This is a genomic window from Clostridiales bacterium (genome assembly GCA_014799665.1).
Classification (GTDB): Bacteria; Bacillota; Clostridia; order Christensenellales; family Pumilibacteraceae; genus Anaerocaecibacter.
The window spans coordinates 188,177-214,007 of record JAAVHP010000004.1 but is presented as its reverse complement, the minus strand read 5'-3'; the positions used below and the strand labels follow the sequence as shown (position 1 = coordinate 214,007).

28 protein-coding genes are annotated in these 25,831 nt (G+C 43.2%); 7 read left to right on the top strand and 21 right to left on the bottom strand.

Annotated elements, in window-relative coordinates; translation table 11 throughout:
• Nucleotides 1-13: 13 nt before the first annotated feature.
• The 8 genes from HDT28_01640 to HDT28_01605 all read right to left on the bottom strand — a co-directional run bounded on the left by HDT28_01640 (nt 14) and on the right by HDT28_01605 (nt 5,675).
• On the bottom strand, nt 14-268 hold the full coding sequence (locus HDT28_01640) for a hypothetical protein (GenBank protein MBD5131287.1): 255 nt from the start codon (nt 266-268) through the stop codon (nt 14-16).
• 28 nt (nt 269-296) lie between these two features.
• Nucleotides 297-1,052: a hypothetical protein gene (locus HDT28_01635; GenBank protein ID MBD5131286.1), complete on the bottom strand. Its 756-nt coding sequence runs from the start codon at nt 1,050-1,052 to the stop codon at nt 297-299.
• Nucleotides 1,053-1,066: 14 nt separating this feature from the next.
• Nucleotides 1,067-1,921 (bottom strand): hypothetical protein, encoded by an 855-nt coding sequence (locus tag HDT28_01630; protein ID MBD5131285.1) that lies wholly within the window; start codon nt 1,919-1,921, stop codon nt 1,067-1,069.
• Between the two features lie 65 nt (nt 1,922-1,986).
• Nucleotides 1,987-2,511: a sigma-70 family RNA polymerase sigma factor gene (locus HDT28_01625; GenBank protein MBD5131284.1), complete on the bottom strand. Its 525-nt coding sequence runs from the start codon at nt 2,509-2,511 to the stop codon at nt 1,987-1,989.
• A gap of 15 nt (nt 2,512-2,526) precedes the next feature.
• Entirely contained in the window at nt 2,527-3,006 is a 480-nt protein-coding gene (locus tag HDT28_01620; GenBank protein ID MBD5131283.1) for a helix-turn-helix transcriptional regulator, read from the bottom strand.
• 131 nt (nt 3,007-3,137) lie between these two features.
• Nucleotides 3,138-3,644: a nitroreductase family protein gene (locus HDT28_01615; protein ID MBD5131282.1), complete on the bottom strand. Its 507-nt coding sequence runs from the start codon at nt 3,642-3,644 to the stop codon at nt 3,138-3,140.
• Nucleotides 3,645-3,690: 46 nt separating this feature from the next.
• On the bottom strand, nt 3,691-4,104 hold the full coding sequence (locus tag HDT28_01610) for a hypothetical protein (protein ID MBD5131281.1): 414 nt from the start codon (nt 4,102-4,104) through the stop codon (nt 3,691-3,693).
• A complete protein-coding gene (locus tag HDT28_01605) occupies nt 4,077-5,675 on the bottom strand; it encodes a hypothetical protein (protein MBD5131280.1) in 1,599 nt (532 codons plus the stop codon). Before HDT28_01605 ends, HDT28_01610 begins: the two co-directional genes overlap by 28 nt.
• 782 nt (nt 5,676-6,457) lie before the next feature.
• Here HDT28_01605 and HDT28_01600 point away from each other — a divergent pair.
• The gene (locus tag HDT28_01600) at nt 6,458-7,822 is read left to right on the top strand and encodes a hypothetical protein (protein MBD5131279.1); all 1,365 of its coding nucleotides are present in this window, start codon (nt 6,458-6,460) and stop codon (nt 7,820-7,822) included.
• On the opposite strand, the gene HDT28_01595 is transcribed toward HDT28_01600, so the two are convergent.
• From HDT28_01595 to HDT28_01560, 8 genes are all read right to left on the bottom strand, one after another.
• Nucleotides 7,817-8,770 carry a glycosyltransferase family 2 protein gene (locus tag HDT28_01595; GenBank protein ID MBD5131278.1) on the bottom strand — a complete coding sequence of 318 codons (954 nt, stop codon included), beginning with the start codon at nt 8,768-8,770 and terminating at the stop codon, nt 7,817-7,819. The genes HDT28_01600 and HDT28_01595 overlap by 6 nt on opposite strands.
• A gap of 17 nt (nt 8,771-8,787) precedes the next feature.
• Nucleotides 8,788-9,438, bottom strand: coding sequence for a polysaccharide deacetylase family protein (locus HDT28_01590; protein MBD5131277.1), 651 nt, complete (start codon nt 9,436-9,438; stop codon nt 8,788-8,790).
• A 498-nt stretch (nt 9,439-9,936) separates the two neighbouring features.
• On the bottom strand, nt 9,937-10,638 hold the full coding sequence (locus HDT28_01585; protein MBD5131276.1) for a hypothetical protein: 702 nt from the start codon (nt 10,636-10,638) through the stop codon (nt 9,937-9,939).
• An 8-nt stretch (nt 10,639-10,646) separates the two neighbouring features.
• Nucleotides 10,647-11,450 (bottom strand): hypothetical protein, encoded by an 804-nt coding sequence (locus tag HDT28_01580; GenBank protein ID MBD5131275.1) that lies wholly within the window; start codon nt 11,448-11,450, stop codon nt 10,647-10,649.
• 53 nt (nt 11,451-11,503) lie between these two features.
• Nucleotides 11,504-12,031, bottom strand: coding sequence for a sigma-70 family RNA polymerase sigma factor (locus tag HDT28_01575; GenBank protein ID MBD5131274.1), 528 nt, complete (start codon nt 12,029-12,031; stop codon nt 11,504-11,506).
• Nucleotides 12,032-12,282: 251 nt separating this feature from the next.
• On the bottom strand, nt 12,283-12,846 hold the full coding sequence (locus HDT28_01570; GenBank protein ID MBD5131273.1) for a hypothetical protein: 564 nt from the start codon (nt 12,844-12,846) through the stop codon (nt 12,283-12,285).
• Entirely contained in the window at nt 12,843-13,607 is a 765-nt protein-coding gene (locus tag HDT28_01565; GenBank protein ID MBD5131272.1) for a putative ABC transporter permease, read from the bottom strand. The genes HDT28_01570 and HDT28_01565 overlap by 4 nt, the downstream gene beginning before the upstream one ends.
• A 21-nt stretch (nt 13,608-13,628) precedes the next feature.
• Nucleotides 13,629-14,081: a TerB family tellurite resistance protein gene (locus tag HDT28_01560; GenBank protein MBD5131271.1), complete on the bottom strand. Its 453-nt coding sequence runs from the start codon at nt 14,079-14,081 to the stop codon at nt 13,629-13,631.
• 159 nt (nt 14,082-14,240) lie between these two features.
• Here HDT28_01560 and HDT28_01555 point away from each other — a divergent pair, with 159 nt between their 5' ends.
• The 3 genes from HDT28_01555 to HDT28_01545 all read left to right on the top strand — a co-directional run bounded on the left by HDT28_01555 (nt 14,241) and on the right by HDT28_01545 (nt 17,055).
• Nucleotides 14,241-14,807, top strand: coding sequence for a TetR/AcrR family transcriptional regulator (locus tag HDT28_01555; protein ID MBD5131270.1), 567 nt, complete (start codon nt 14,241-14,243; stop codon nt 14,805-14,807).
• A 95-nt stretch (nt 14,808-14,902) separates the two neighbouring features.
• Nucleotides 14,903-15,817: a Gfo/Idh/MocA family oxidoreductase gene (locus tag HDT28_01550; protein MBD5131269.1), complete on the top strand. Its 915-nt coding sequence runs from the start codon at nt 14,903-14,905 to the stop codon at nt 15,815-15,817.
• On the top strand, nt 15,814-17,055 hold the full coding sequence (locus tag HDT28_01545) for a hypothetical protein (protein ID MBD5131268.1): 1,242 nt from the start codon (nt 15,814-15,816) through the stop codon (nt 17,053-17,055). The genes HDT28_01550 and HDT28_01545 overlap by 4 nt, the downstream gene beginning before the upstream one ends.
• 199 nt (nt 17,056-17,254) lie before the next feature.
• On the opposite strand, the gene HDT28_01540 is transcribed toward HDT28_01545, so the two are convergent.
• Together HDT28_01540 and HDT28_01535 are read right to left on the bottom strand one after the other, a co-directional pair.
• Nucleotides 17,255-19,333, bottom strand: coding sequence for a hypothetical protein (locus HDT28_01540; protein ID MBD5131267.1), 2,079 nt, complete (start codon nt 19,331-19,333; stop codon nt 17,255-17,257).
• A gap of 73 nt (nt 19,334-19,406) precedes the next feature.
• Nucleotides 19,407-20,621, bottom strand: coding sequence for an L-serine ammonia-lyase (locus HDT28_01535; GenBank protein ID MBD5131266.1), 1,215 nt, complete (start codon nt 20,619-20,621; stop codon nt 19,407-19,409).
• Between the two features lie 174 nt (nt 20,622-20,795).
• Here HDT28_01535 and HDT28_01530 point away from each other — a divergent pair, with 174 nt between their 5' ends.
• A complete protein-coding gene (locus HDT28_01530; protein MBD5131265.1) occupies nt 20,796-21,914 on the top strand; it encodes an endonuclease in 1,119 nt (372 codons plus the stop codon).
• Between the two features lie 81 nt (nt 21,915-21,995).
• Here the strand turns inward: HDT28_01530 and HDT28_01525 are convergent, their stop codons facing one another.
• Complete coding sequence (locus tag HDT28_01525; GenBank protein ID MBD5131264.1) at nt 21,996-22,385, bottom strand: hypothetical protein; 390 nt, start codon at nt 22,383-22,385, stop codon at nt 21,996-21,998.
• A 244-nt stretch (nt 22,386-22,629) separates the two neighbouring features.
• Here HDT28_01525 and HDT28_01520 point away from each other — a divergent pair, with 244 nt between their 5' ends.
• Together HDT28_01520 and HDT28_01515 are read left to right on the top strand one after the other, a co-directional pair.
• On the top strand, nt 22,630-22,980 hold the full coding sequence (locus HDT28_01520) for a helix-turn-helix transcriptional regulator (GenBank protein MBD5131263.1): 351 nt from the start codon (nt 22,630-22,632) through the stop codon (nt 22,978-22,980).
• A gap of 138 nt (nt 22,981-23,118) precedes the next feature.
• Nucleotides 23,119-24,408 (top strand): ATP-binding protein, encoded by a 1,290-nt coding sequence (locus HDT28_01515; protein ID MBD5131262.1) that lies wholly within the window; start codon nt 23,119-23,121, stop codon nt 24,406-24,408.
• 76 nt (nt 24,409-24,484) lie between these two features.
• Here HDT28_01515 and rplL read toward each other — a convergent pair whose 3' ends face one another.
• Complete coding sequence (gene rplL, locus HDT28_01510) at nt 24,485-24,859, bottom strand: 50S ribosomal protein L7/L12 (GenBank protein MBD5131261.1); 375 nt, start codon at nt 24,857-24,859, stop codon at nt 24,485-24,487.
• Between the two features lie 238 nt (nt 24,860-25,097).
• Nucleotides 25,098-25,592 (bottom strand): 50S ribosomal protein L10, encoded by a 495-nt coding sequence (locus HDT28_01505; protein MBD5131260.1) that lies wholly within the window; start codon nt 25,590-25,592, stop codon nt 25,098-25,100.
• Nucleotides 25,593-25,831 lie beyond the last annotated feature (239 nt).

Here is a 25,831-nt window from a genome sequence, read left to right as displayed (position 1 = left end):
AAGCAATACATTCCTATACGGGAGTAGAGTTTTCCATTAAATACGCTTTTAATTTATCCGCCATTTTAATTCTGAACCTATATAATGAAGCGTCGCTCATATTAGTTTTTTTTCTAATATCTTGTAGCGATACTCCCAATCCCCTCGAATACAGCTCGATAGCCGTATCCACCGTTCGTGTTCCGTCCATTTTATCATTGGCCTTACAAACATCTATAAATTCCTTAATCTTGGTACGCATTTTTTCGGTAAGAGCTGCGTCTTTCATATCCGAAAAATACAAGAACAATAAGTTCTCATGAATCAACCTTTCGCCCGCTAACGGCCTCATTTTTTTGTGTCTCCTCCATAAACGCTTTTCTAATAAATAATTGAACGCTATCATCGTTAATTTCCGTAAATGGACCATAACTGCTCAATTGTATAAAATAATCATAGGTTCCGTACTTAAAACAAATATAGGCATTGGGATTTTGATTGCCGCCGATAATACAATAATTGAAGCTTATACCGTTTTGTGTAAATACCTTATCTGCATTGGAATATAAATCTGTGCTGTTTATCGTATAACCCTCATAGCACCGCACCAAAAAGTCAAACGTTACGGCAAAGCTCGGTACGCCGTCAACAGCTTCGGCATAAAGAACTTCCGATATCCTATAACCCAGTTTAGTATCGCTGTCGATGGGGTTAATTAAATATGACGCTCCGACCATCTGCACATAAGACTGATTAAATATCAAAATATTTTCATCGGAATATATGCTTTCGATTTCCGTTATCACATATACGGCGTCGCTTTCGCCGTATTTCAGCTGATCGTCCGGTTCATCTTCTTTTCCCAAAGTGAGCGGCAAAACTATGCAAAGACAAACCGCGGCAACCGAAGCGATAGGTAAAAAAACTTTTGCCAACAAATTCTTTCCGCTGTGTTGTTTAGGCGTATCTTGCGTTACGAATGACAGCCCTATTTCGGAACAAAATCGTTCAGCCGAAATTGTCGGTTTTAGTTCTTTATCCAATTGTTTTTTTATTTTTCTATCGCCTAACACGAATACGCTCCTTTTTAATAAATACTAACCATATACATATCCATAACTTGCGTGTATGAACAAATATTTACCAGGCCATGCTCCAAAACATTTTTATCCCCGGTGCTGACATAAAGAAAAGTATCTCTGCCGACTAGGCTACCGCTGCCGGCATAATAGAAAATATCGTAGTACCCGTAAACGACCATAACGTGATTGCCGTTAAATTTGTTGTAGGATATCTTCGAATAGCTGTCATAAAGATTAATGGCATTTTCATCTGTCACCGTATAATTCGACATAAATATAACCGCAATCTTTTCCTGCTTTATCACCGATTTGATTTTGTCCAAATCGGTATTGTAATAGCTACCCGTTGCTTGTTCAAACGATATAGACAACTCTTTGCTGTTTACATAAGACGTCATACCGGACTTAAAACCCGAAACAGTTGTTCCGCTGTCGTCCGAACCCATACGCGAATACAGTTCGTTAAACATAGTATTTACGCCGTCGTTTTGGCTCCCGTAATTAAAAACTCCCCAAAAATAATAGGGCTGATAGTTGGGAATAAGCTCCGAATAAAGTCTATCGTAATATGTACAAATATTCCCGCCTGCGCTTACCGCACATGCGTTTACCTTGCCGCTCACAACAAAGTTAGACACCGAATACTGATTAACGTATCGATCTTTCGTGTAATAAGAATATTCCACAGTGCGCGACTCAACGCCCTGATAGCGTCCGCCCCGAAATTCCGATGATCCGTACCGCGTTTCACCGCAATACGCCCCCTCGGCCTTAGCCGCAGCAACAGGCGCAAAGCAAAACACCAAACACCCTATAACCGCGCACATAGCGCTAAGAACAAACGATATTGCCTTTTTCATAAGATTTGTTTCTCCTTTTTGCCCTCTACATATTTAGACAATTCAAAAACCGAAAAAGACAACGATTATTTAATTTTTTCGGAAATAATTTTTCGTATTTGCTTTTTGTGCCACTTAACGGCGCTAACCGACATATCCAATTCCGCAGCCACTTCATTTACAGGTATATCAAACATAAAAATGCGTATGGCTATTTCCCTGTCTTTATCCGGCAGCCCCGCAATAACCGACGATATATCCAAAACGCCCACCGCGGCGCTCTCGTCGTATTTAGCGTCTATTATATCCTCGTTATCTTCGATGGATATATTGCTTTTTCGCGACTTGATTATGTTCAACGCTACGTTTCGAATAAGACTGTGCATAAAGCCGCCCGGGTATTTTACTTCGCCGTATTTGTCCGCATTTAAGTACTTGATCAGATTAGGAAACGCGGTTTGCAATGCGTCGTTAACGTCCGCGTCGTTATGTAGAATTCGTTCAGCCACAAACCGCATTTTTCCGTAATACTCGTTGTATATATCATCGAACGCAGATTTATTTCCGCTCTTCAAATCCCCAAGTAAACTGTTAAATCTTTCTTTTGTCATTTTTTTCTCCTCTATTTATGTATACAAACTTGAAAATATAAAAGTCTCTTTCGAGCTTTGCCTGCCTACCAAATAATCCAATGTACCGTTCAAATACTCCGCAATAGTTTCAAGCGTAGTCAGCATCGGCATAGTACCGTGCAGCCAACCGTGATACTGCGACGGTGCGATCGCTGTGTCGGTAAGCAGTCTATACGAAGTTTTACCACAGCTGTGCAGTACGGTTTTTATTCTTTCGTCGAACGGCGGCAACGGTTGTGGCTCATATGTAAGCAATACGTCTGATTTTCCGCATAGGTATTCCAATGAACAACCGAAAAAGTCCGCGATCTTTATGAGCGATTTCAGTTTAACGTCCTTAACTTCATTCAACCATTTCCGCACAACAAACATATTAACGCCTATTGCCCTACTAAAACTTGTTGCGTTAAATCCGTTATCCGTCAACAGCTCTTTAAGCGTTGTTTTAAATCCGTTTACCACATCATATTCCATATACCTGCGAATAGTATATAGAAATTAAATGCGCTTTTGTTAAATATTGCCTTACAATGAGTATATACAAACTCCAAAAAATAAGAACCGCCGCATTAAGCGACGGTCTTGCACTGTAAGTTCACAAGCCACTACTTATACGAGATCACACACTCGGACAGCGGCTTACGCGTAGCTCTTGTACTGCTATTACGCAACGGATAGCCAAGCGAGATTATTGCCATTAGGTCGTATCGCTCGCCATCCACTTGCAACAGCTCTTTTACATCGGCTTGTTTGTCGAGTATCTCGCCTATCCAGCATGAGCCAATCCCAAGCGAAGTCGCCATGAGTAGCATATTCTCTATACACGCGCCGATCGACTGGCAGTCCTTGACGTAATCAAAGCCGTTAGCTTTATCCAGGAAAACACATACAAGACAGTCGGCATTACCCACAAACTTACTATGTTGCATTAGGTCGGCTATGCTTTGGATTAACGCCTTATCCTGTTGCACGACAACAAACCGCCACGGCTGACAGTTCTTTGCGCTAGGAGCGAGTAAAGCTGATTGTAATATGCAATCGAGTCTTCCTTGCTCAATTGGTTGTTTAGCATATACTCGAACAGATATTCTGGATACGATTGAGTTTAACATCATCTCCCCATATAGATATCCCCACGCAACCACGTGGGGATTAAGTTTATATATATTTTTTAACTTCCTTCAAGAAATTTCCACCAAGTTTTTCAAATTCATTTTTAAATAGTTCAATAAAATCATCAACTGCCTCATGAACACACTCTTTTTTTATATACATATCATTATATTCACTCCAATTCGATGTGATTAAATAAAAACAATCATTAAATATTTCAATTTTGAGAATTTCGTTGTCATCGTCCATTGGAATATACACAAATTCCTTTTCGTTTTCATTATACCATTTATATATTTTTATTGCAAAATCCAATATCGCGAAATCGTCAATTTTTAAAAATAACTTATTATCAATACATATAGAAAAAGTTGCAGAAAAAGCCAAAATGTTTTCCGTTTTATGCTTAGGTTTTCTTATTAACTTATAGTTTATAGAAAAATTGGAAACATCGTCCATATTTTACCTCCATATCCTAATATTACCTTAATGGCAGTTTGCCCTTTTGTTCCAATAACTTGACCCATATCTACTATTATTTGCCATGATTTAGCTGCAGAATTTGTCTTAAAAAGGACATCAGACGACTTCAACCCGTTACGAGTCATCGAAACAATATCATCTACTGAATCAGATAAGAATTTTGAATATTTACCACCGCTATGATTGAGATGTTTATTTATATTAAAACCTTTCCCAATTTTAGCTTTATTTGCCGCATTTGAAGCAGCATTTAAAGGACTATATCCCATTCCGCCAACAGCACCGCCAACAACAGCACCAATTAATGCCCCTCCGGTAAAGCCTATAGCCATGCCCATAAACATGCCCTCTATACCGCCAACGGCGTATCCAATTCCTGCGCCCAATGCAGTTCCAATAGCACCGCCTATAATAGCGCCCTTTAATGCCCCTGCGCATATAGCACCAGCTAATCCGGCTGCAGCGCCGCCAGTAGCAACAGTAGCAATTGCGAGCCCAGCAATAAGTGCAATCCCGCCCAAAGCTATCAAAAGGTTTTGCCACCATTTCAGTGTGCCGTTAGGATCAACGCACATCACAGGATTATTCCCACAATAAGCGTAAAGATTAAGCCCGTTAATAGTTTCCGGATCGAGATAGGACAAATCGTCTATCGTGATGAAACGTCCGATCTCGGGGTCGTAATACCGAGTTTTAAGGAAGTACAAGCCCGTTTCGGTATCGTAGTAGTATCCACGGTAGCGGAAGGGATTAAGTTGAGAAAGTTCGGCACACTCTTCGTCGAGCACTTGTACGGCGTGATTGCCCCACGCGTCGTACATGTATTCTACCACAACATTACCGGTGCTGTCAAGTATGGCTATAATATTTCCTTGTACGTCCTTTCTGTAAATATATGTAGAACCGTTGTATTTCAATCCTACTACTCCGGCATTGTCATAGATAAAGCTAAGTCCGTTGCTTTGCTTCAACAATTTTCCGTTACTGTCGTAAGTAAACGATATATCACCCTTACTTATTCTTTTCCCTTGACCGTCGTATGCAAACTTTATACTGCCGTAACCGACGAGTCGACGCCCCATCGACCACGACAACTTATTATCCCTATACAACGTAGGATTACCGAGAATGTCATAATCGCATAATTGCTCACCGAACGATATGAGCCTATCGCCGTAGTACCCGTACACTATAGTTTCGCTGTCAAGCTCTTCGAGCTTGTCGTAGTCTTCGAGAGTGAAAGCATACTCTTTCTTGCTAAGGATGTTGCCGTTATAATCATAGCAGTACAGCCAGGTTTTTCCGAAATCCTTATTATCTTCGCGGACGATACGATTGAGATCGTCGTATCCGTATCTTGCTTTTAATAGCCCGTTTTCGCGTATTTCGGATATGTTACCGCAGTTGTCGTACTTATACTGCAAACGGTCGAGAATGGAATATCTGCCGTTTATAGCGCTACCGAAACGCATGCTCACCGGCATATTTGTAGCGTGGTCGCCGACCTTACGGTAATAGATATTCTCTTCAGTGATCTTATTGTGCAATCTTTAATATTGACCTCTATTTTAGCATCACTACCGTCTATAATAATGTCTGACCGCATTACATTTATAATACCTTTACACATAAATGTCCCGTCGTCTCCCGGTTACTTGGCTAATGAAGTTAAACAAGCTATCTTCCAATCGCTTCGGCCATTCATCTTGTTCTTCCTGTTGCTTATTCATTTGCTTTATATCGCAATTCGTTTCGTCGAAGCATTCCGGTACCGAATTTCTACAATCGTCAACGCCAACTGACGTTGACACTTTGGACTTATAGCGCTTCATAATGAAATTAGCCGCAGCATAAACAACCACAGAAACGACACAAGATATTTCGAGTGTTTAGACCGTCTTATTTAACCTCATTCCCGCTCCCCTTCGTAGAATTCTACTACCACTAAGAGCGTATCACTGCAAAAATATATAAGTCAATAAAATACCAAATCGACATCTGAAGGTCAACTTCAACATTTAAATTGGGCGAGCGGTATCTGAGCGCACAATTCTTTTTGGAATTTAAGATATCAATTTTTGAAAATTTAATTCAAAGCCTATTAATTAAATGCTAAACTAACGGACAACCATCACCATCCGCAACCACGCCTATGTTTTTAGACAAAATACTTCGAATTTGTATTATTGAAATAATGCTCAAATAATGCAAAAAATTACACACAAAATAATAGCGCTACATAACCGGTTAATAACATAGCTCTATATGATGACCTTACTTCTTACAATAACTTACTATTATTTGAGGTATAATTTTATAGGAGAAAATAATGGATTTATATTCTACATATCCTAAACAATTCAGACAAAACAAATTAAATGTCGAGAAAAATCGATGCTTTGTGCTAATGCCCTTTAATGAAAGATATAATAAACTATATGGTGCTATTAAAAGCGAACTTTCCAGACTTAAAATAATATGCAATCGTGACGATGAAATAAATGGTAGTCAACCTTTTATGAATAAAGTTTTAACCGAGATTGTAAAATCAAGATATCTTATTGTAATTTTAACTGATTACAGACCTAATGTACTTTATGAGCTTGGTATAGCACATTGTTTTAAAGACGTAAAAAATGTTCTTTTACTAATTGAGAGGAATTCACAAATCTCACAACCTATAAATAAAAATCTGTCGGATATTTCACACCTTACCTATTATGAATATGATATTGATAATCTTATTCAAGTAAAATCATATGTTGAAGATTTTATATCCGCGAATAAATGCAGTTCGGATTTTTATGATTTTTTGACCAGAAAAGAAATACTAAATAATATAAATGAAAATAGTAGCGATTTCGTTTCTTACGTTGAAGAAAAATTTAGTGAATATTTTCAACCTCTTTGTGAATTGCTGGCAGAATCTCCAGAATACATATTGAAGGACAATGAAACAACTATAAATATTATTTTAGATAAATGTGTTGAAGTTCTTTTCGAAATATTGAAGCAAAACAGCGATTATATATTGGCCATGATTAAGACTTACGCTGAATTAATGATTACGACAAAAAAAATAAATGGCCATGAAAAAAGAATCCTAAATATTTTAAATAAAGATTTTACGGATTTGGAAACGAAAAGCGAGGCATTCGAAAATAAAATAAAAATAGAGTTTGCCTTATATTTTGCTAGTCGAGGTGAATATCTAGATATTATTTTGCCGTGGATAATTAATTACTTTATGAAAACAAAAACGGCTAATATTGACCTAAATAGATATCAATTAGAGGCATTTTTAATGACGTGTCAGCACTTTGAAGTGAATAATATGATTTGTAATGCCGTATTTGATAAAAATTGTTATATTCGAGAGCATATGGCCGACATTATAGGAGATAAACGTCTTTATGCCGGTGTAGAAAATATTAGGAAACAATTAGCTACTGAAGAAAACTATTATTCAGCAGTTAGTGAAATTGAAGCTTTAGGAAAACTTGATGCAAAAGATTCCGTGGATGATATTATTGATTGGGTTGATAAGCATAAGTCATCTATAATAGCGGAGAAGCAATTTTTCGTACTTAAGCATGTAAGGATTGCTTTAGAAAAATTAGACACTGGGAAAACAGTAGTTAAATCTTTCGATAAAAATTATAATAAATATTTACAAAATTACTTCATTCTATAATAGTAGTCGTCGTATATAACCTATATCCCAATACTCAATTAACTCGTTAATACTAAATGTTTTCGATTTATTTAAAAAGTATAGCAAATACTTTTTTTGATTGACAACCAATTGTTCACTTGAAAACATAGTATTCATTAAAGATCGTAATGTTTTATGAAAATATTTGTAATAAAATTGTTTGTATCTTTCCCAAATATGTTTGTTCTCAAGCATAAGCTTTAAATGGGACATAACCTCCCAGAAATCATCTATATGCTTTTTGGAAAAACTGTGCATTAATGATCCGTTCCGTTGATAGTAATGGTAGAAAACATCCGGAACCGATATCAATTTACATGAATAAGTAAAGCACATGAAAGTAAACTCAACATCATCAAAATAACAATTCGTGCGAAAAAAAATGTTGTTGTTTTTTAGGAAACTTTTCCTATATACTTTTTGCGTCACCATAGGGCTTATATAAACGTCATTATTTTCTGAACGCGATAGAAGGCGTAATGCGAATTCATTGTCTAATATATTATATTTATAATCATATCTCTTCTTCGACGAATTGCAATCATCGAATTCATCTTTAACACCAAAAATTCCGATGTCAGCATTTTCCTCTTGCATTTTCATTATTATTGTGGAAAAAAGGGAACTATCCACCCAATCATCGCTGTCAACAAAAGCTATAAATTCACCCTCAGATAAATCGATGCCTATATTCCTTGAGTAGCCAATACCACTATTTTTTGCGTTTTTAATGTGCTTTATTTTTTTGTCAGTTTTATTGATATAGTGATTAATGACTTGCTCAGTTGTATCGGTTGAGCAGTCGTCAATAATAATAATTTCTATTTCTTGTAAAGTTTGGTTTAACACATATTCAATACATCTTCCTAAAAGATCTGAAGTGTTATACGTCGGAATTATTACTGACAAAACAGGCGTCTCTTTCATTTTAACCTCTTATGAATTTATGAAATTTGTGTAAAACAAATCAATTCTTCAAATGTCAGAATAGGCAGTTTATACTCGTTTACTATAGTTGAAATGATTGAAGAAAGTAATTTTACCGAAATCGGCTCATATCCGCAATTATTAATTTCATCTTGTTGTTTAAAAACTGAATGCCCGGAAAAAACAATATTATATGAGTCGTTAATAGCATTATTTAAAGCGGTTTTTACACTTTCTAAATCAGTTTTTGTTTTTAAACTGAATCGCACAGTATTATTTAATGTATTACGAGTTTCCTTATATACAGACCTAGCTACAGCCAGCATATCGTTGGTAAAGTCGTGGTGAGGGAAAGCAAATGTTAAAGGCGGCTTATTTGTCAAAGCCGTAATAGCATTTTTAGATTTTATTAGTTGTGCATAAAAGTCATTATAACTCAACCTTGAATAATGGTCATGAACAAAGCCATGGCTTCCGATTTCAAAACCCTGTTCGGATAACTCTTTGTATTGATTTGCCATAAAATTTGTAAAATTTTCTTCACCGGGATTTATATAGAATGTACAGCGACATCCCCACTCTTTAAATATAGGGGCGACGTATTTATAATGCTCATTGAAATTATCATCCCAAGTGAATGAAATTCCGATTTTCCGATCTTTTGGCATATTATACCTCAAATAATAGTAAGTTATTGTAAGTTTTTTCAGATTCGAAAAACGCACTTACTGCGTTACCCATGTTAATGTATCAAGCATTTTTCGCCATCTTGGAAAAAATCTCCCCGCAGTTAGCAAGCACAAAACAAAGAATCAACTTTTAAATTATAAAACTTCCTGTCCAATTTAAATCCAGTCTGATAATCTATTCTTTACTTTAGCTACTCCATGATATCTCTCCAATCAAACGCTTGACAAAACCATAAATACTACACCTACGTACACAATTCGCAACGACTGCGCACAATTAAAAAAAGCAAACAACACAAAAAAACGCCGGCAATATGCTAGCTGAAATTATAAATTATTCTTCTTATAAAAACATCGACGCTCATTCGTGTGCTCCATAAAATCAAGCCATTATACAAGCAAACAACTATGTATAAAAACTCTACTTATCTCTACACGAAAAACGTCGAAATTTTTTCCTTTTTATAGAAAATTGTTCTAATTTTTTTCCAAAAGTTCGGCAACCAGCTCAAACAGCCTGTTTTCATCTTGCCCTTGCTCAATGGATATAAAGTATCTATATCCACCGTCTTCGAATATACAAACCGCCTCCTCTATATCAACCGACCATTTTACCACATGATTATTAACCGTATGCTCTTTATCACAGCTATCGAGATTAAAGTCGAATATACTTAAATACACATTTGATTTTGTTATGGATAATTGCACCATTTCGTCAGACTGAGGCAGATATACTCTCTCTTTTAAACATAACACCTCATTATCCAAATTACTTATATAACAACTAGTATAGCGATCCTCCCCAGACTCATACCAGTCAAAATACAAAAAATTAAAGTTGTTGCCTTCGCAGTACTCCCCAATCGTATATTCTACATCGTCCACTACGCTGTATTCGTCCTGCGTGCAATAGCGAATATTTCCGTCACCATCATTGTTGCCACCATTATCGCGATTAGGCAACAGCACTGCGCAAGGCACTACAATCGCAGCACAGACAGCCACAACGGCAAACGCAGAAATAACCGCCACCCTCTTTTTTCTCACGGAAACTTTTGGGCTATCAGATTGGTCGATATATTGTGGATAGCGACGGCGCAGCTCGTCAAGAATGTCAGCTTGCGTATTGGCGCCGTCTTGTTTTATTGCTCTATTTAGTTTATTTTCTTCGCGCATAACCGCCCCTAACTTACTTTTACTTTATAAGCCGCATCAATATAAGAACCGACTTTATAAAATGCCTTAGCATTATCCGCCCATCCTGTTGCAACGCGCAAATATTTGTCCGTTCTTATCCCGTTGCTTAAAGTATATTTAACTTCATAATAGCCAAACGCTACCATAATATGATTACCGCTTATATTGATAGTATATAAAACGTCTTCGTCCTCGTTAGATACGCATCTATAAATATTACTCGACTGAACAAACAGTACTGAAACCTCGTTGTTATTAACAGCTGTTTTAAATGTGCTGTAATTAAAACTATTGCCATTACCGAGCGAAATATATTCTATATTATAGCCATGATCTACGACATAGCTTTTTAAGCCACTTTTAAACTCGTTTTCGGACACCCCGGGCGCTACAACGTTAGTTTGCATACTGTCATACAAATCCTGAATAAGCGCGGGCACGTAAGTCTTATCCTGCCCCTTGTATCTTCCAGTTGAATAAGCCGGTGTCCAGTTAGGGATCAAATTATCGTAATATTTGTCATAAAAGCCGATAGTAATAGCACCTGCAACCGGGCCACACCCGTTTTGCATACCGTTAACAGAATAATATTCGGGCGTGTCGTTGGCAGTAGATATATCCGAAACGACCTGTTTGGAAACATACGAAATAGTCTCGGAAGCACATGTGGCTATCGGTTCGCCACCGACATATCTATCGGATTGCCCGGACGCTGCTGCCGTCCAACCACCGCAAAACGGCACACACAGCATTATTAAAGCGATTGTTTTTATTCTAGTTGTTTTGTTCATGATATCACCTCTACATATCTATATCGAATACTTAACGATAATTTTTCCATATATCATAAGATATCTTCATTAATTTTTTTGACGCTTCTTTTAAATCGCTTATGCACTGTACCAACATACATGTTCAATCTATTGGCGATTTCTTCAAACGTCATGTCTTCATAAATTCGTAATTCGACTATTTCTCTATCTTTTTCATCTAGTTTGCTTAACGCTTTTTGAAAAGCCGCCGCAAATTCCAGTTTTTTCGTATCATCGGTTGTACATGCAATCTCTTCGCTTACTTCATCCAAAGGTACATAACTATGTTTTCTTTCGCGGGTGTTAATCGTATACGCTTCGTTTTGTGCAATTTTACTTATCCATGCTTTTCCGTTTTGAAGCTCGTCAAAGCTTTGAATATTATCAAAAATTTTATAAAATGTACTTGATACAACATCGTGCACAAATGATTTATCTACGAGATATTTATATGCAATAAGATTAATATAACCGGAAACAGCATAGAAAAATTCTTCGAGACATCTCTCACCGTTTTTCAGTCGTTTCAAATATTCGTTTATCTCTTTTGTAGAATCCATATCTTTTGTTATATCACAAAAGATATTTAATTGTCAAGCAAGCCCATTCTTTGTTTTACCGAATTTTCCACAAAAAGGAACATACATCTATGCAAAAGTATTCATTGAGTTTGCTGCTGCAATCGCATGCATATATTTTTCTGCACACCTCATTGCAAACTCCCCCGAAAAAATAAATCGATAAAAATGATTTAACTAAACTCCGTATATATCGCAAAAATAGAAAAGCACTTAATTTCAACTTCTTTTAACTATTCAACGATATTTTCGTGGACGAAAACAATTTCCGCGTCGATAGCGGCGGCATTGCGTTTTTGTTCTTTGTGTAGCTTGGGACGTTGTAAAAAGAACATATCCACAGCTTCCCAAGTAAATACCCAAGCAAAGACGTCGATCATATTTAAAATAACCGCGCTCGTATTCGTCATGGCTTCCAAGATAATTGCTAATGCGAAAATGCATGCGGAAAACAACAGCATAATAATCGAACCGAATAAATTACGCCGCAGCTCTTTCCATACGGTTTTATACTCGACCCGATAGTAATTTTTGATCGCAGATCTATAAACCTCTTTTTCAGGTTCGTCGATCACGTTACTCGAAATTTCCAATTTAACTCCGCTGTCTTTCAAGTTGTGCTTGATATTCAGGTTTAGGAATTCCGCTGTTTCGCTGCTGATAAGCGGATTGCCCTTAACCGAAAACGGCGATAAAAAATTACTGTCGTCCGTAACGTTTAAGCGAATGATCCGCCTGTTATTTTCGTCACGCTCGTCGTTATCGGCAAGATCCTGTTTCAACGCTTTATAATTCATTGTTCTACCCCACTGTCCGTTGTTGCCGCTTCTTCGATCGAATTCGCATTTAACGCATCCGTATCCAAAGCGGATTTTGTTTTTCTCAACTGTTCGGGAAAGGCTTTATACAACCGCGAAGATTTGATTTTTTCGTTTAGCTTTTGCATCTTCTCGTTCATTGCGAGAGCGGACGCGGCGATTTTACTGCCTACCGCATTTGACGGTTTCTTTAACGTATCGCCGATTTTTTCAAGCGCCGCATAATTCTTTTTGTAAGTAACTAGCTGGATAACGGTAAACACCCCGTCGACGACGAACGCCGTGCCCAGAACGCCGACTATAATATACTTCGCCAAATCGGACGTAATATTCACGAGCTGCTCGATCATGGGATGTATCAAATCGACTACGATAACGCAAGCCAAGCCCCAAAGTATGGAATACTTAACGCAAACGTAACCCTTGATATTAAAATGCTCTTTCGAGTAATCCCACCACTTCGTTTTGAACAGCTTTTCGAGAACGAACCCGACGACAAACTCCAATACGCTGGTGAGCACGAGCGACGCTATAAACAGCACGAACACGTTGATATTTATAGGTGTGAGGCACAGCAAAACCAATACGACGCCCACCCCGTAAATGGGGCACCAACAGCCGTTAAGAAATCCGCGATTTTCGAATTTACCTCGTTTCAGCGCGGCGTGGATAACCTCGACACACCAACCGGCTATCGCGTAAATAAAGAAGAACAGCGCAAAGTCCAAAACTTTTTCCATAAGTTTTCCGCCTCTGCCGATTTACGCTCTGCACAGCTGACGGATATAGCGCTTTTCCTTTAACGATACTTTGCCGTCCACCGACGTCACAAGCAAGCACAGCGAAACAATATCCGCCGCGAGGTCCTCGTCGCACGTTGCAATGACCGACAACAGTTGCTTGGTATGCGATGAGATTTCTTTCTTGATGTCCTTTGCGATTTGCAACGCCTGTTTCGCGGACATAAAGTCAAAGTCATGCCCGAACGCTTTAACAAGCGACGGATAAATATAAAGATAATCTTTTTCGCTGATCGATCCGTCGGAAACGACCGAACCTATTATAAAAGTAACGAGCGTTTTCACGGGGTTAAACGGCAGATCCAGCGAGTTCAAACCCTTGACTACCGATACCGATTTTTCGACAAGCAGCAAGCCGCGGTCCGCGGGGCTTAGCTTTTCCACTTCGTTGCATAGTTTTTTGAATTCGAACATAATATTACCTCCTTGCGTATCAAACGTACTCTGTAATGATTTATACAGTGTTGACATTTGCTTACAAGTCGATTATAATAAAAGAAACCGAAAAAGGAAAGCACAATTTTTAACGCAGTGTAAATATATTTACACTGTAACGAAATTGTACAAAAAGCAATGAAGGTCCGCAATCTTAACAACTCGTCGGTCAAGACCCGCCGACTGATAAAAAACACATTCATTACGCTTCTCGCCGAAAAAAAAGAGATAAGCAAGATAAGCGTCAGCGAGCTCGTGGCGCGTGCGGAGATAAGCCGCGCGACTTTTTACGCGCACTTTGACGATATATACTCCGTGGTGGAAGAATTCGAGCGCGAGGTAATAGACGAATTTTTTACGAACGCCAAGCTTCTCGCCACCGACGATTACGAGAAATTCTTCGACGCGCTGTTATCGTTTATGGAGCAAAACAACGATAACTATAAAATGATGTGCAAGTCCGACGACGTGCTGTTTTCGGCGAAAAAGCTTACTACCCTAACTGTCAATAAGCTTATGGAACTTATTGACAACGACCCGCATATCAAAAACAGGGAATTTATAGAATTGGAGATCAGCATATTTTTAGAAGGGCTGCTTTTCGAATACGTAAAGTACTGTCGGGGATTATCGCCTATCGATCCCAAAGAATTATGCGCCTACGCTAAAAGCTGGTATAAAAAATTTATGAAAGCGCGTTGTTAACAAACTAAATTAACACAGCCTCGTTTTTCGTCTTACCGATACGGAAGTGAATACGTAGTCTTGCCTTTTATCGATAAGTATGGTATAATGGCGGTATGAAACAAAGTACAGTTCTTGTGGGCGGAGGAGTTATCGCCCGACATTATAGGGAAGGATTGGGGAAATCGAAAACCCTGCGACTCGACGCGCTCGTCGATAAAAACCCGAATTGCGTTGCCCGCGAGTGTTTTTCCGTTCCGTTCTTTACCGACCTTAACGACGCGCTTACCGTAAAACCGCGCATAGCGATACTCGCCCTGCCCGTAGCGGCGCGCGGCGATGTCGCTCGCGTTCTTCTATCGAAGGGCGTTGCCGTTCTCACCGAAAAGCCCATGTTCGACAGCCTCGAAGAAATAGCGGAGCTCGTTTCGTACGCGCAAGAATGCGGTACTCCCCTCGCCTGTCTGTTCCACTGGGAAGCCGCCGACGAGGTGCGATTCCTAAAAGCCAATCTCGACCGCTTCGGAAAGATAAACGCTATCTCGACTATAATTTTAGACGACTACGCCGCGACCGACGACGGCACTATCCGCCAAGATCGGTTGGGCTTAGCCGGCGCGTGGATAGACAGCGGCATAAACGTACTCAGCTACTACGACGAGATCATAGACCTTTCCGCCGCCGTCCTTCGTGAACAAACGCTTATCCCCGACAGCGCGAGCCGACTCCCCAAGTACGCGCATAAGGTGTTCGACGCAAGCGGCATTCGCGCCGAGATAACCGTCGACTGGCGCACGCCGAGCCGCGAAAAGACCTCGCGTATAGACTGCGAAAAAGGCACGGTGCTCGTCAATCACACGGCGCAAACGGTGTCGCTCAACGGCGAGATAATATTCGAGCGCAAGACCTGCGACAGGCTGTCCTCGCACTACGAAAACCTATTCGCCGAGCTCTCGGCGGAAACGCTCGCTTCGTCGCAAGAAACCACCATACGGCTTCACAAGCTTCTCTACAAAGGAAACGCGAAATGAAAAAGAATTGGAAAGTACTTTGGATAAAAATAATCATACTCGTCATAGGGCTGGGCATACTGCTGTTCTTCTTCTTCGACGGGTTAAAGTTCGAAATTCTGGGTAGCGCAGTCGGTACCGTTCTCACCGTCGTTGCCGCCGACTTTTTGACTAGCCTAGTGCTTTTGCGCGAGGACAAGATAAAGGTCAAAAGCCACAAGTTCACTTACGACGAAGCCTTCTACCGCAAGAAGCTTAAAATCGGCAGCGGCGAAACGTCCGTTTGGTACGACGCCGTAGAGTACGAGGGCGAAGCCGAATACGTCGTCGAGGACGAACCGCAAAAGCATTTCGAGCTCGACTCGGTGCTTCAAAACAACTTCGCGGCGATCATGCAGGCGCACAGCGCAAGCTTTATCGCCAACCCCATGATGATAAGGCTGGACGATTATAAAAAGGACGAGGACGGCAAGGTGCGCCTTTTCACCTCGCGTACGGCGTTCTATAACGACCTTGTAACAAACCGCGCCATGGACTACAAGTTCAACGACGATATGTCGGTACGCGAGATCTACGAGAGCGGGCGTTACCTCTCGCCGCTCGGCGAAAGCAAAATGTCCAACCATATCGGGTTCGGCGCGCTGGTGTTCTACGGCGACAGCATGATAGTCGCGCACCGCGGCGGCAACGCCACGCTTTCCAAAAACAAGTTCACGGCGGCGCTCGCGTTCGGGTTCGCCGAGGACGATTTGAGAAAGGTGCACACGCCCGTGCCCGACCCCGCAACGCCGTGCGAGCGCTTCCCGACTCTCTCGACCGACGATCTGTTCACGGGCATATTGCTCGTAAGGCTTGCGGACATTCTCAATATGCCAATACTGCGCATAAAGGAACTGCACGAGAGCGGCAAGATAAAAATACATACGCTCGGCTTCGGTCAGCTTGTGTACACGGGCGGCAAACCGCAATTCTACTTCGCCATAGTTATAGATAAGTCGGTCGACCTCGCGCCCAAGAAAGACAAGCAGCAAATAAGCGCCGACAAGAAAGCTATCGACTTCAATAAAAACATGGTGTTCGCCGACGGCATAACGCTCGTCAAAAACGACGGCTACGTTCTTAAACTCAAACAGCGCGGCACGACTAAAACGGTCGTTGGCGAAGCCGAAAAATCGTTCTTTATCAACTACTGGCACTTGCTCGCCCGCCCGCCTATCGAGGGCGTGCCGCAATGGGTGTACGACTGCAATGCGGCGTAGTTTTATTTCTTAAACAAAAAGGCTTTTGAGCATTTCGTTCAAAAGCCTTTTTAATTATTATTTATTCGAGGAGTAAATTTACCCGCTTGCGGGAGCAAATTTGCGACGACGACAAATTAGGTGTAATACCGCGCCCCTTGGGGCGCAAGGCGCGTGAAACGCGCGTGTCCGGGGCTTGACCTGTGGTATAACACCTAATTTATTTAAGCGTAGGCAATTTACCGTCTTCCAAAGCCCAGTAATACTCGTCGCTGAAATGGAGCGTTTGCTTTTGCCAAGCAGCGGTCATCATTTCGCTTTCGTCAACCGCGAGCGCACCGTCGCCGCTTACCGTCTTTGCGTCGTCGGCGGGCTCGACAACGGTCGATTTATAATACAGCTCTTGTGTCGAGTCAAAGTTCGCGTAGTTCGCACACACTGCGTTCAAGTTATACGAGCCGACGTCGTCAGCGACGGGGTTCTTTACGTTTATCGAACCCGCGAACAAACAGCGCGATAATTGCTGATTAATGGAGTCTGTGTGCCGAGAATTACTGTGCGCGTTGGTGCATATCCCGCCTACATAAACCACCGAGGAACAAGCGCCGATTTGCGATTTGGTAACATAAGCATCGATATTGAAATCTATCGCCGAGTAACAGGTGGAAATCGAACCCGTAATTTCGGGCGCGATACCACCGGCGCGGAGCGTACCCGAATGAAGATTATCATCCTTCGAATAGAAGTTGATATTCACCGTGCCCGTAGTGTAGCAATTTGTGATATTTGCCGTGGGACCGAAGTCATTCGAGTTTGCAAACCCGCCGAGAAGTCCGCCTATATCGGAATCGGAAACGTATGCTTGCGTAACGTTGAGATTTGCGCTGCACCGAGAAACGGCAGCAAGGTCGTTGTGGTCCTTCGTATTATACGGCACGACTATTCCCGCAAGTCCGCCCAAGTTCAACTCCAAATGCACGCCCGCCTTCTCCTTGATATTGGGGAGCGAAACGGTGATATCCGCATTACAACGGCTCATGCCGTAGTTGTCGTCGGCTCGGCTTTGCACGAGGCGCGCGCAAATTCCGCCTACCGCCATACTGAACCGACCGGAAAGCCCGAGCTCGATAGCTTTTTCGGGCGCAAGAACAGTTATCGTTCCGCTTACGTTTACGTTCTCGGCGTAGTTCAAATCGCCTGCGATTATCGCGGGATTGGCTATGCTCGATTTCTCTATTCGATCGGAATACACGGCGTTTTCGATCGTCAGGTTTTTGACTTCGTACGCCGAATCAAAGAGCGGCTCTTTTTGTTTGAGCCCCGTTATCTTATGCCCGCGCCCGTCGAAATGCAAGTTTCTGATAAGCTGATGTCCCTGCTCCCACACTTCGTCGTCCCATTCGATATCGTCGGTCATCGCGAAATAACAGTCGCTCGTTTCGTAAAGGTCTTTCAAGCCCTTGAAATGTTCGAGCGTACTGATAATATAGGGATCGTTCTCCGTGCCGTCGCCGCGTGCGAAGTCGGTCGTTTTTATCTTGATACGGATATACCCGCTCGCCAAATGCGTAGCCGTTTCGCTGTATCGAATAAGAATATCCTTATTCCCCGAAACGGGGAAAGTGTGCGTGATCTTGCTTTCGGCGGAATAGGTCTCGCCGCCGTCTACGCTAAGCTCTACGCCGTCGCTCAAAGTAAACGCTACGGTCTTGCCCGTGACTTCGTAAGAGATCGCGTCGCTTGTGGGCGGCGAAGCGGGAAACGATTTTTTCAAGGTTATAGAAACGGAAAAGGTCTCGCCTAACGCGTAGCCCGTTCTTTCGCATAACCTCGCGTAGAGCGTATGCGTGGACGCGGGGTCAAGCTCGGTATAGTAAAGGTATTCGTGCTTACTTGCGTTGGGCTGTTTCCACTCGCCGTCGTCCAAGCGGTACTCGGTATAGGCAGAGGTGGTTTTATCCTCGTCGTAGTACGCTCTGTATACGGTTATCGTCGTGTCGGTATAATCATATTCGATTTCCACGGGCGCGTCCTGCGGAATGATCACGCGCTCGCCGCAAACCTCGCAGGTCCCGAGCCTGTTCGGGTCAACGTGCTTGCCCTTATCCTTTTTCGGCTCGTCGCACTTGCCGTCGGCGAGACAAGGGCGCCAATGGTACGTTTCGTCAAAAGCCCAATCCGAAGCGTATTCGTGCTCGTGCTCACTGCCGCCGCCGAACAAGGCGCATCCGGATAAACCGAAAGCACAGGTTGTCGACATAGCGAGCGTAACGATAGCGGTAATCAATTTCTTCTTCATACTCAAACCTCCTATAAAAAGCGTTGCGAATTAAGAGCGATAAATTTCTTAATCCCGTTGCGCTTTTTACATTTTATTGCTTATTATCCGATATTTTATAATACTTGGCAAGACCGCCGGACGAGGTTTCGCGATAGCCGCCCAAAAGGTCCTTGCCCGTATTATACATTGTTTCGACGACGGTGTCGAAGCTTATCTTTCGACTGTCGGCGAGGAAGGTCGCAAGCGACGCGGCGTTTATCGCGCGCATTGCCGCAACGGCGTTGCGCTCTATGCACGGGATCTGCACCAGCCCCGCTATCGGGTCGCAGGTCAGCCCCAAGTGGTGCTCCATAGCCACTTCCGCAGCGTACTCGATTTGATCGAGTTCCATTTCGAACAGCTCGGCGAGCGCCGCAGCCGCCATAGAGCACGCCGAACCGATCTCCGCCTGACAACCGCATTCCGCGCCGCTTATCGACGCGTTCTTTTTTATAAGGTTGCCGACCAAGCCGCCGACCGCGAGCGCACGCACTATTTGAGAATCGGTATAGCCGCGCTTTTCCTGCATATACCTAAGCACCGCAGGAACGACCCCGCACGCTCCGCAGGTTGGCGCGGTGACGATCACGCCGCCCGCCGCGTTCTGCTCGCTCGTGGCAAACGCGTACGCGCACACCAGCCTGTTCTCGCGCACCTGAGGTTCTTCGTCGTGCTGCTTGGGCTTGAACAAACTCCGCGCGCGCCGCCGCGTGCCGAGCGCGCCCGGGAGCACGCCCTCGGCGTTCATGCCCTCGCATATCGTCTCCTTCATGCGTAGCCACACGCCGCCGAGATAATCGAATATTTCCGCGCCCTCGCACTCCTCTACGTACTGCCAAAGCCGCATACCGCGCGAAGCGCAATACTCCGCAATCTCTTTAAAGCTATGTAACGGGTACACCGACGGATAGAGCGACTTCTCCTCGCCGTCGAACTCCACAGTGCCGCCGCCCACGCTGTAAACGCGCTTTACCGCCACGCGCTTCTTCCTCTCGAACACCGCAATATCCATAGTGTTCGGGTGGACGGGGCAAGCCGTATCCGCGTCAAACTTAACGGTGCACGGCACGGGCGAAGCGGTTTCCGTTATGACCACGTCGGTGCAGTGCCCCTTGCCCGTCGCCGCCAGCGAGCCGTATAACGTTACTTCGAGCGCGTCGGCACGAGGGTAGCGTTCGAGAATGACTTTAATAGCCTTCTCGGGACCCATGGTGTGCGAACTCGACGGTCCGCGCCCTATCTTGTAAATCTCGCGTAGCGATTGCATTGAGCCTCTATCCTCGACGGAAGTCACGGCGTCCCCGCCGATTTTTTCCTAAAACATTATATATCATCACGCCCGTTTTGTCAATATTAGCTTGACTTTATTCCGCATATATTTTATTATATCTATTAAAGAATATACATGAAAAACGGGGACGAAATGAATTTACAAAAGTTTATGCGCGCTGTCGCAATAGCCATACTTTCGGTGATCGCCGCAACACTTCTGTTGATAATCGGATACGTGGCGTACGTTGCGCTTCAATATTACCGCATACCCGATAAGCTGCAACTCGAAATAACGAACAACCGCGAAAGCGCCGTTAGGACCGAAGTTGAATACACGGTCGTTTCGTACAACCTCGGGTTCGGCGCGTACTCGCCCGAATACACTTTCTTTATGGATACGGGCGTTATGAACGACGGCACGGAAGTCGTCGGCACGTACGCAAAGGGCATGAATAAAGCCGACGTGCAAAAGAACGTTACGGGGCAAATGACGGTATCCAAACAACTCGACGCGGACTTTTACTTTTTTCAGGAAGCGGACAGACCATCAGACCGCAGCTACAATATAGACATGGTCGCGAACGCGCAGAACGCTTTCGCCGAGTACGGCTCGACCTATGCGCAGAACTTCCACACGGCTAGGCTGTACTACCCGTTTAACGATCCTATCGGCACTATCGACGCGGGGCTCGTCACCCTCTCGCGCTACAAGATGGACAGCGCGGTGCGCCGCTCGTTCCCTATCACCGACGCGTTTATAGACAAGCTGTTCGACCTCGATCGTTGCTTCGCCGTCCACTACCTGCCCATCGAGGGCAGCGACAAAAAACTGACATTGTTCGACCTGCATATGTCGGCTTACGACGAGGGCGGCACGATTCGCGCCAAACAGCTGGAAATGCTCAACGCCGTACTCAAAGAAGAACGCGACAACGGTAATTACGTGATCGCGGGCGGCGACTTTAACCACTGCCTTATCGCCGACGAGTTCGAAACGGACGAGCTCGCTTTTAAGCACTTTAAGAGCGAGCAGCAAACTCCCGACTGGGTCAAAAGCTCGGTACTGCACAAAAGAGAACTTACGAGCGGATATTCCATCGCCGCGAGCAAAGAAGTATCTACCTGTCGCGGCGCGGATATTCCGTATACAGAGGGCGTAAACTTTTGCACGGTAATAGACGGCTTTATAGTATCGGACAATATAAAAATAATCGACGAACAAACCGTCGACACTCAATACGCATACAGCGACCATAACCCCGTAATAATGACCTTTGCTCTTAATTAAGTAGATTAAGTAAATAGTGTGAATTAGCCGTATCACCTTTCGCCTTCCCCATTTGTGGAAGGCTTAATTTTTAATTGCTTCTCAACCGTACACTGCGGCTTCGGGTGCGCGGAACAACTTGCCGAGATACGCGATAACGAGTCCGCTGTGGACTTCCAGCTTAGTAATGTTCGCGCCCGTCATTGCCGATAAATTTTTGGCTATTTCCTCAGCCTCAGACGACAACGCATACGCGATCTCGCGCATGACCGATTTATGGCTAACGCTACGGTACTCGGCTATCACGTCGTAAATATCGCAAAACCGCGAACACAACTCAGTTCCATATAAGATGACCGCGTCCGCAATGCAATTAAAACCTTTTAAATACGCCCGCACACCGATATTCATAACGAGCCGCTCGGCTGTAAGCCGAAACGAGCTGTCACGTAACGCTTCTATATATTCACCGTTAATATAGTTTGTAGCCATACTATAATTTTAACGGTTTTACGGCGATTAATCAACTTTTGGATATGTCAAAAAACCGAGCATTTTTATTCCTTTTTGTGGAAAAATGTCGGTAAATATAACATATCGTAAATTAATGCAATTTATTAAAATTGCATTTGACATATCGCGGCAAAATTATTGCGTTCGCGGTATGTTGACAGTATACACCGCGTTCGCATTTTTGTCAAGTAAAATATCACGTTTGTGATAAACTAATTACATAATGGATATAGGGAATGTTTTAAAAGCATTACGGCTTGATAAAGGGCTAACGCAAAACGAATTGAGCGAGCAAATCAATATCGCTCAAACGACTATTGCGTGCTACGAAAACGGTCAGCGCGCACCGCATATTTTGAGTTTGATTGCTTATGCCGATTTCTTCGGTTGCCCTATCGATTTTATCGTTGGACGCACGGACGAATACGGGAATAAGCTGTACGACGAACAGTCGCGGAATATGACCGAAATCTTGACCGCCGACGAGCGTGAGTTTCTTAACAAATACAGAACATTATCCAACGAACAAAAGATATTATTAAACGGCTATATCGACGGACTAACTAATAGATAACTTTAAAAATGCGGTCGTGTAACCGCTTTTTTAAAGTGAATTTTATAAAACCCTTTGACATTTCCTTTTTAATCATGTATAATTAATTTGACTTTAAAAAAGTTGAATTAATTCAAGAAATTTAAAGTGAGTATTAACATGATTAAAAGAGATATTTATCTTAATCGCTTAATAGACAGAATGGGAAACGGCTCGATTAAAGTTGTTACCGGCATTCGACGTTGCGGAAAGTCGGTATTACTTTTCGATTTGTTCGGCGAGTATCTTTCGCAATCTGGAGTAAGCGATGATCATATAATCAAGTTTGCTTTTGATTCAGAGGACTACCTTAAACTTATCGACGAAAACCCGATTGATTTGGCAATGAGCGGCAACAAGGTAGACCCGCATAAGTTTACGGAATATATACAGGGGCGAATTACCGATGACGGGAAATATTATCTGCTACTCGACGAGGTTCAACAACTGGGTGCGTTCGAATCGGTGCTTAACGGTTTTTTATATAAGAAGAATTTAGACGTATACGTTACGGGGAGCAATTCAAAGTTCTTATCGTCTGACGTAATAACCGAGTTCCGCGGGCGCGGCGACGAGGTACGAGTTTATCCCCTATCGTTTAGAGAATACTATTCCGCAGTCGGCGGTGACAAGTACGAGGCTTGGGACGAATATCATATTTACGGCGGTATGCCCGCACTGCTCGAACGCAAGACCGACGAGCAAAAAGCCGAATACTTACAGTCGCTTATGTCAACGGTTTATCTTACGGATATAGTCGAGAGAAACAAAGTTGAATATAAAGACGAGCTGGAATCTATGGTAGATTTTTTATGTTCGGCAATCGGCTCGCTCACCAATCCCAAGAAAATATCCGACACGCTCAAAAGTATTAAAGGAAAATCTATAAGCAGCGTTACGGCAAAGAATTATCTGCTATACCTCACCGATGCGTTTTTGTTCAGCGAGGCTAAACGGTTCGACGTTAAAGGGAAAAAATATTTCGACACGCCGCTTAAATATTATATTTCAGACGTCGGGTTGAGAAATGCGCGGTTGAGTTTTAGACAGATAGAAGAAAACCACATAATGGAAAACGTTATCTACAACGAGCTTCGAGTTCGCGGGTATTCGGTCGACGTCGGGATCGTGGAATCGCATGAAACCGTTGACGGAACGCACAAGCGAAAGTTGCTTGAAATAGATTTTGTGGCTAACAAAGGCAATAAGAAATATTATGTTCAATCTGCGTTTGAATTGCCCACTGCGAACAAGCTGCATCAAGAGACCCGACCGCTGTTAAAGGTAAACGATTCGTTCAAGAAAATAGTAGTAGTAAAGGATAATATTCGACCTCGGCTCGATGAGAACGGCATTATGACGATCGGGCTGATAAACTTCTTGCTCGACGAGAACAGTCTTGATTTATAAACCGCTCAACAACAAACCCCGCCATGCTTTTGCGTGACGGGGTTGTTTGTTTTGGAATTTATCGGTGTTAAAGAAATTACTTAAGTTCGACGGTAGCGCCGACTTCGGTGAACTTCTTCTTCATATCTTCAGCTTCTGCCTTAGAAACGTTCTCTTTAACGGTCGAAGGCGCGCCGTCGACGAGCGCCTTCGCTTCGCCAAGGCCGAGCGACGTGATTTCACGAACAACCTTGATAACGGGGATCTTGTTCGGGCCGACCTCTTTAAGGACGACGGTGAACTCGGTTTGCTCTTCGGCTGCGGGAGCAGCTGCGCCGCCTGCCGCGGGAGCCGCAACAGCCATAGCGGCTGCCGATACGCCGAACTTCTCCTCGATCTTCTTAACAAGGTCGTTAAGTTCGAGGACGGTCATCTTTTCGATCTCTTCGATCATCTTATCCAAATCTGCCATGATTTTATCTCCTTATTGATTGGGTAGGCATTACCCTTTTTTTTATCTTCTTTCTTTTTCGAAAGAAAGAAGCAAAGAAAACTTTGAATTTTTTGTTAAAGATTTTTTGTAGTGTGCGGAATTGTTTAGGCGCGGCATAGGCAAGGAAGTCCGAGCGCCGACCGACGGGAGTTTACACCGAGGTAAATGACCGAGGGCGGCGCGACGGCTGACGCCGTATATGCCGATGCATAAGCAATTACGCGGACTGCTTTTTCGCGACTTCGCTGATAGCAATAGCCAACGAACGCATAGGGCTGGTGAGAAGTCCGAGGAGCTGAGCAAGAAGCACGGGCTTTTCGGGAATGGCGGCAAGCGATTTGACGCCGTTCTCGTCGAACTTTTTGCCTTCTACTACGCCGCACTTAATGGTAAGGGGCGTTTTGCCCGAGTACTCGGCGAGTATGCGGCACGGCGCGATGGGATCGTCCTTCGGTCCGAACGCCGCGGCGGTAGGGCCGTTGAAATATTCGTCGTAGCCGGTGTTGCCCGTTTGCTCGAACGCGCGGGAAAGCGCGCTGTTCTTTATTACGCGATACTCAACGCCTGCTTCGCGGAGCGCCTTACGCATGGCGGTGTCCTGCGCTACATTGATGCCGCGGTAATCGACGATAACGACCGACGAGCTTTCCTCGATCTTGCCGACGACGTCCGCAACGTACGCTTTGCGCTGGTCTATATTATGTTCCGACATATTTACCTCCTTAAAGATTAGAGATTATTAGGATTATTACCCTATCTCAGTGGCGCAGTCGCGCGTCAGACGGGCGACAGTTGGTAATGCGGCGACGGGAATTTACTTCGCGTACATGACCAAGCCGCCGAGCCAAGCGTAGCCCGTATCACGCGATGAATGCGCTAACGAGTTCTAAAACAAAAGCGACGCCTTTTTGTCAAGACGTCGCAAAAACACAGCATAAAATATGCGCTTGG

Excerpts from the sequence above, each read along its gene's own strand:
- HDT28_01505 (MBD5131260.1), bottom strand. The coding sequence starts at position 25,592 with ATGTCGGAACATAATATAGACCAGCGCAAAGCGTACGTTGCGGACGTC.
- HDT28_01565 (MBD5131272.1), bottom strand. The coding sequence starts at position 13,607 with ATGGAAAAAGTTTTGGACTTTGCGCTGTTCTTCTTTATTTACGCGATA.
- HDT28_01595 (MBD5131278.1), bottom strand. The coding sequence starts at position 8,770 with ATGAAAGAGACGCCTGTTTTGTCAGTAATAATTCCGACGTATAACACT.
- HDT28_01535 (MBD5131266.1), bottom strand. The coding sequence starts at position 20,621 with ATGCAATCGCTACGCGAGATTTACAAGATAGGGCGCGGACCGTCGAGT.
- HDT28_01530 (MBD5131265.1), top strand. The coding sequence starts at position 20,796 with ATGCGCGCTGTCGCAATAGCCATACTTTCGGTGATCGCCGCAACACTT.
- HDT28_01560 (MBD5131271.1), bottom strand. The coding sequence starts at position 14,081 with ATGTTCGAATTCAAAAAACTATGCAACGAAGTGGAAAAGCTAAGCCCC.
- HDT28_01610 (MBD5131281.1), bottom strand. The coding sequence starts at position 4,104 with ATGGACGATGTTTCCAATTTTTCTATAAACTATAAGTTAATAAGAAAA.
- HDT28_01585 (MBD5131276.1), bottom strand. The coding sequence starts at position 10,638 with ATGCGCGAAGAAAATAAACTAAATAGAGCAATAAAACAAGACGGCGCC.
- HDT28_01630 (MBD5131285.1), bottom strand. The coding sequence starts at position 1,921 with ATGAAAAAGGCAATATCGTTTGTTCTTAGCGCTATGTGCGCGGTTATA.
- HDT28_01540 (MBD5131267.1), bottom strand. The coding sequence starts at position 19,333 with ATGAAGAAGAAATTGATTACCGCTATCGTTACGCTCGCTATGTCGACA.
- HDT28_01625 (MBD5131284.1), bottom strand. The coding sequence starts at position 2,511 with ATGACAAAAGAAAGATTTAACAGTTTACTTGGGGATTTGAAGAGCGGA.
- HDT28_01520 (MBD5131263.1), top strand. The coding sequence starts at position 22,630 with ATGGATATAGGGAATGTTTTAAAAGCATTACGGCTTGATAAAGGGCTA.
- HDT28_01580 (MBD5131275.1), bottom strand. The coding sequence starts at position 11,450 with ATGAACAAAACAACTAGAATAAAAACAATCGCTTTAATAATGCTGTGT.
- HDT28_01545 (MBD5131268.1), top strand. The coding sequence starts at position 15,814 with ATGAAAAAGAATTGGAAAGTACTTTGGATAAAAATAATCATACTCGTC.
- HDT28_01550 (MBD5131269.1), top strand. The coding sequence starts at position 14,903 with ATGAAACAAAGTACAGTTCTTGTGGGCGGAGGAGTTATCGCCCGACAT.
- HDT28_01640 (MBD5131287.1), bottom strand. The coding sequence starts at position 268 with ATGAAAGACGCAGCTCTTACCGAAAAAATGCGTACCAAGATTAAGGAA.
- HDT28_01620 (MBD5131283.1), bottom strand. The coding sequence starts at position 3,006 with ATGGAATATGATGTGGTAAACGGATTTAAAACAACGCTTAAAGAGCTG.
- rplL (MBD5131261.1), bottom strand. The coding sequence starts at position 24,859 with ATGGCAGATTTGGATAAGATGATCGAAGAGATCGAAAAGATGACCGTC.
- HDT28_01575 (MBD5131274.1), bottom strand. The coding sequence starts at position 12,031 with ATGGATTCTACAAAAGAGATAAACGAATATTTGAAACGACTGAAAAAC.
- HDT28_01615 (MBD5131282.1), bottom strand. The coding sequence starts at position 3,644 with ATGTTAAACTCAATCGTATCCAGAATATCTGTTCGAGTATATGCTAAA.
- HDT28_01525 (MBD5131264.1), bottom strand. The coding sequence starts at position 22,385 with ATGGCTACAAACTATATTAACGGTGAATATATAGAAGCGTTACGTGAC.
- HDT28_01570 (MBD5131273.1), bottom strand. The coding sequence starts at position 12,846 with ATGAATTATAAAGCGTTGAAACAGGATCTTGCCGATAACGACGAGCGT.
- HDT28_01555 (MBD5131270.1), top strand. The coding sequence starts at position 14,241 with ATGAAGGTCCGCAATCTTAACAACTCGTCGGTCAAGACCCGCCGACTG.
- HDT28_01515 (MBD5131262.1), top strand. The coding sequence starts at position 23,119 with ATGATTAAAAGAGATATTTATCTTAATCGCTTAATAGACAGAATGGGA.
- HDT28_01600 (MBD5131279.1), top strand. The coding sequence starts at position 6,458 with ATGGATTTATATTCTACATATCCTAAACAATTCAGACAAAACAAATTA.
- HDT28_01590 (MBD5131277.1), bottom strand. The coding sequence starts at position 9,438 with ATGCCAAAAGATCGGAAAATCGGAATTTCATTCACTTGGGATGATAAT.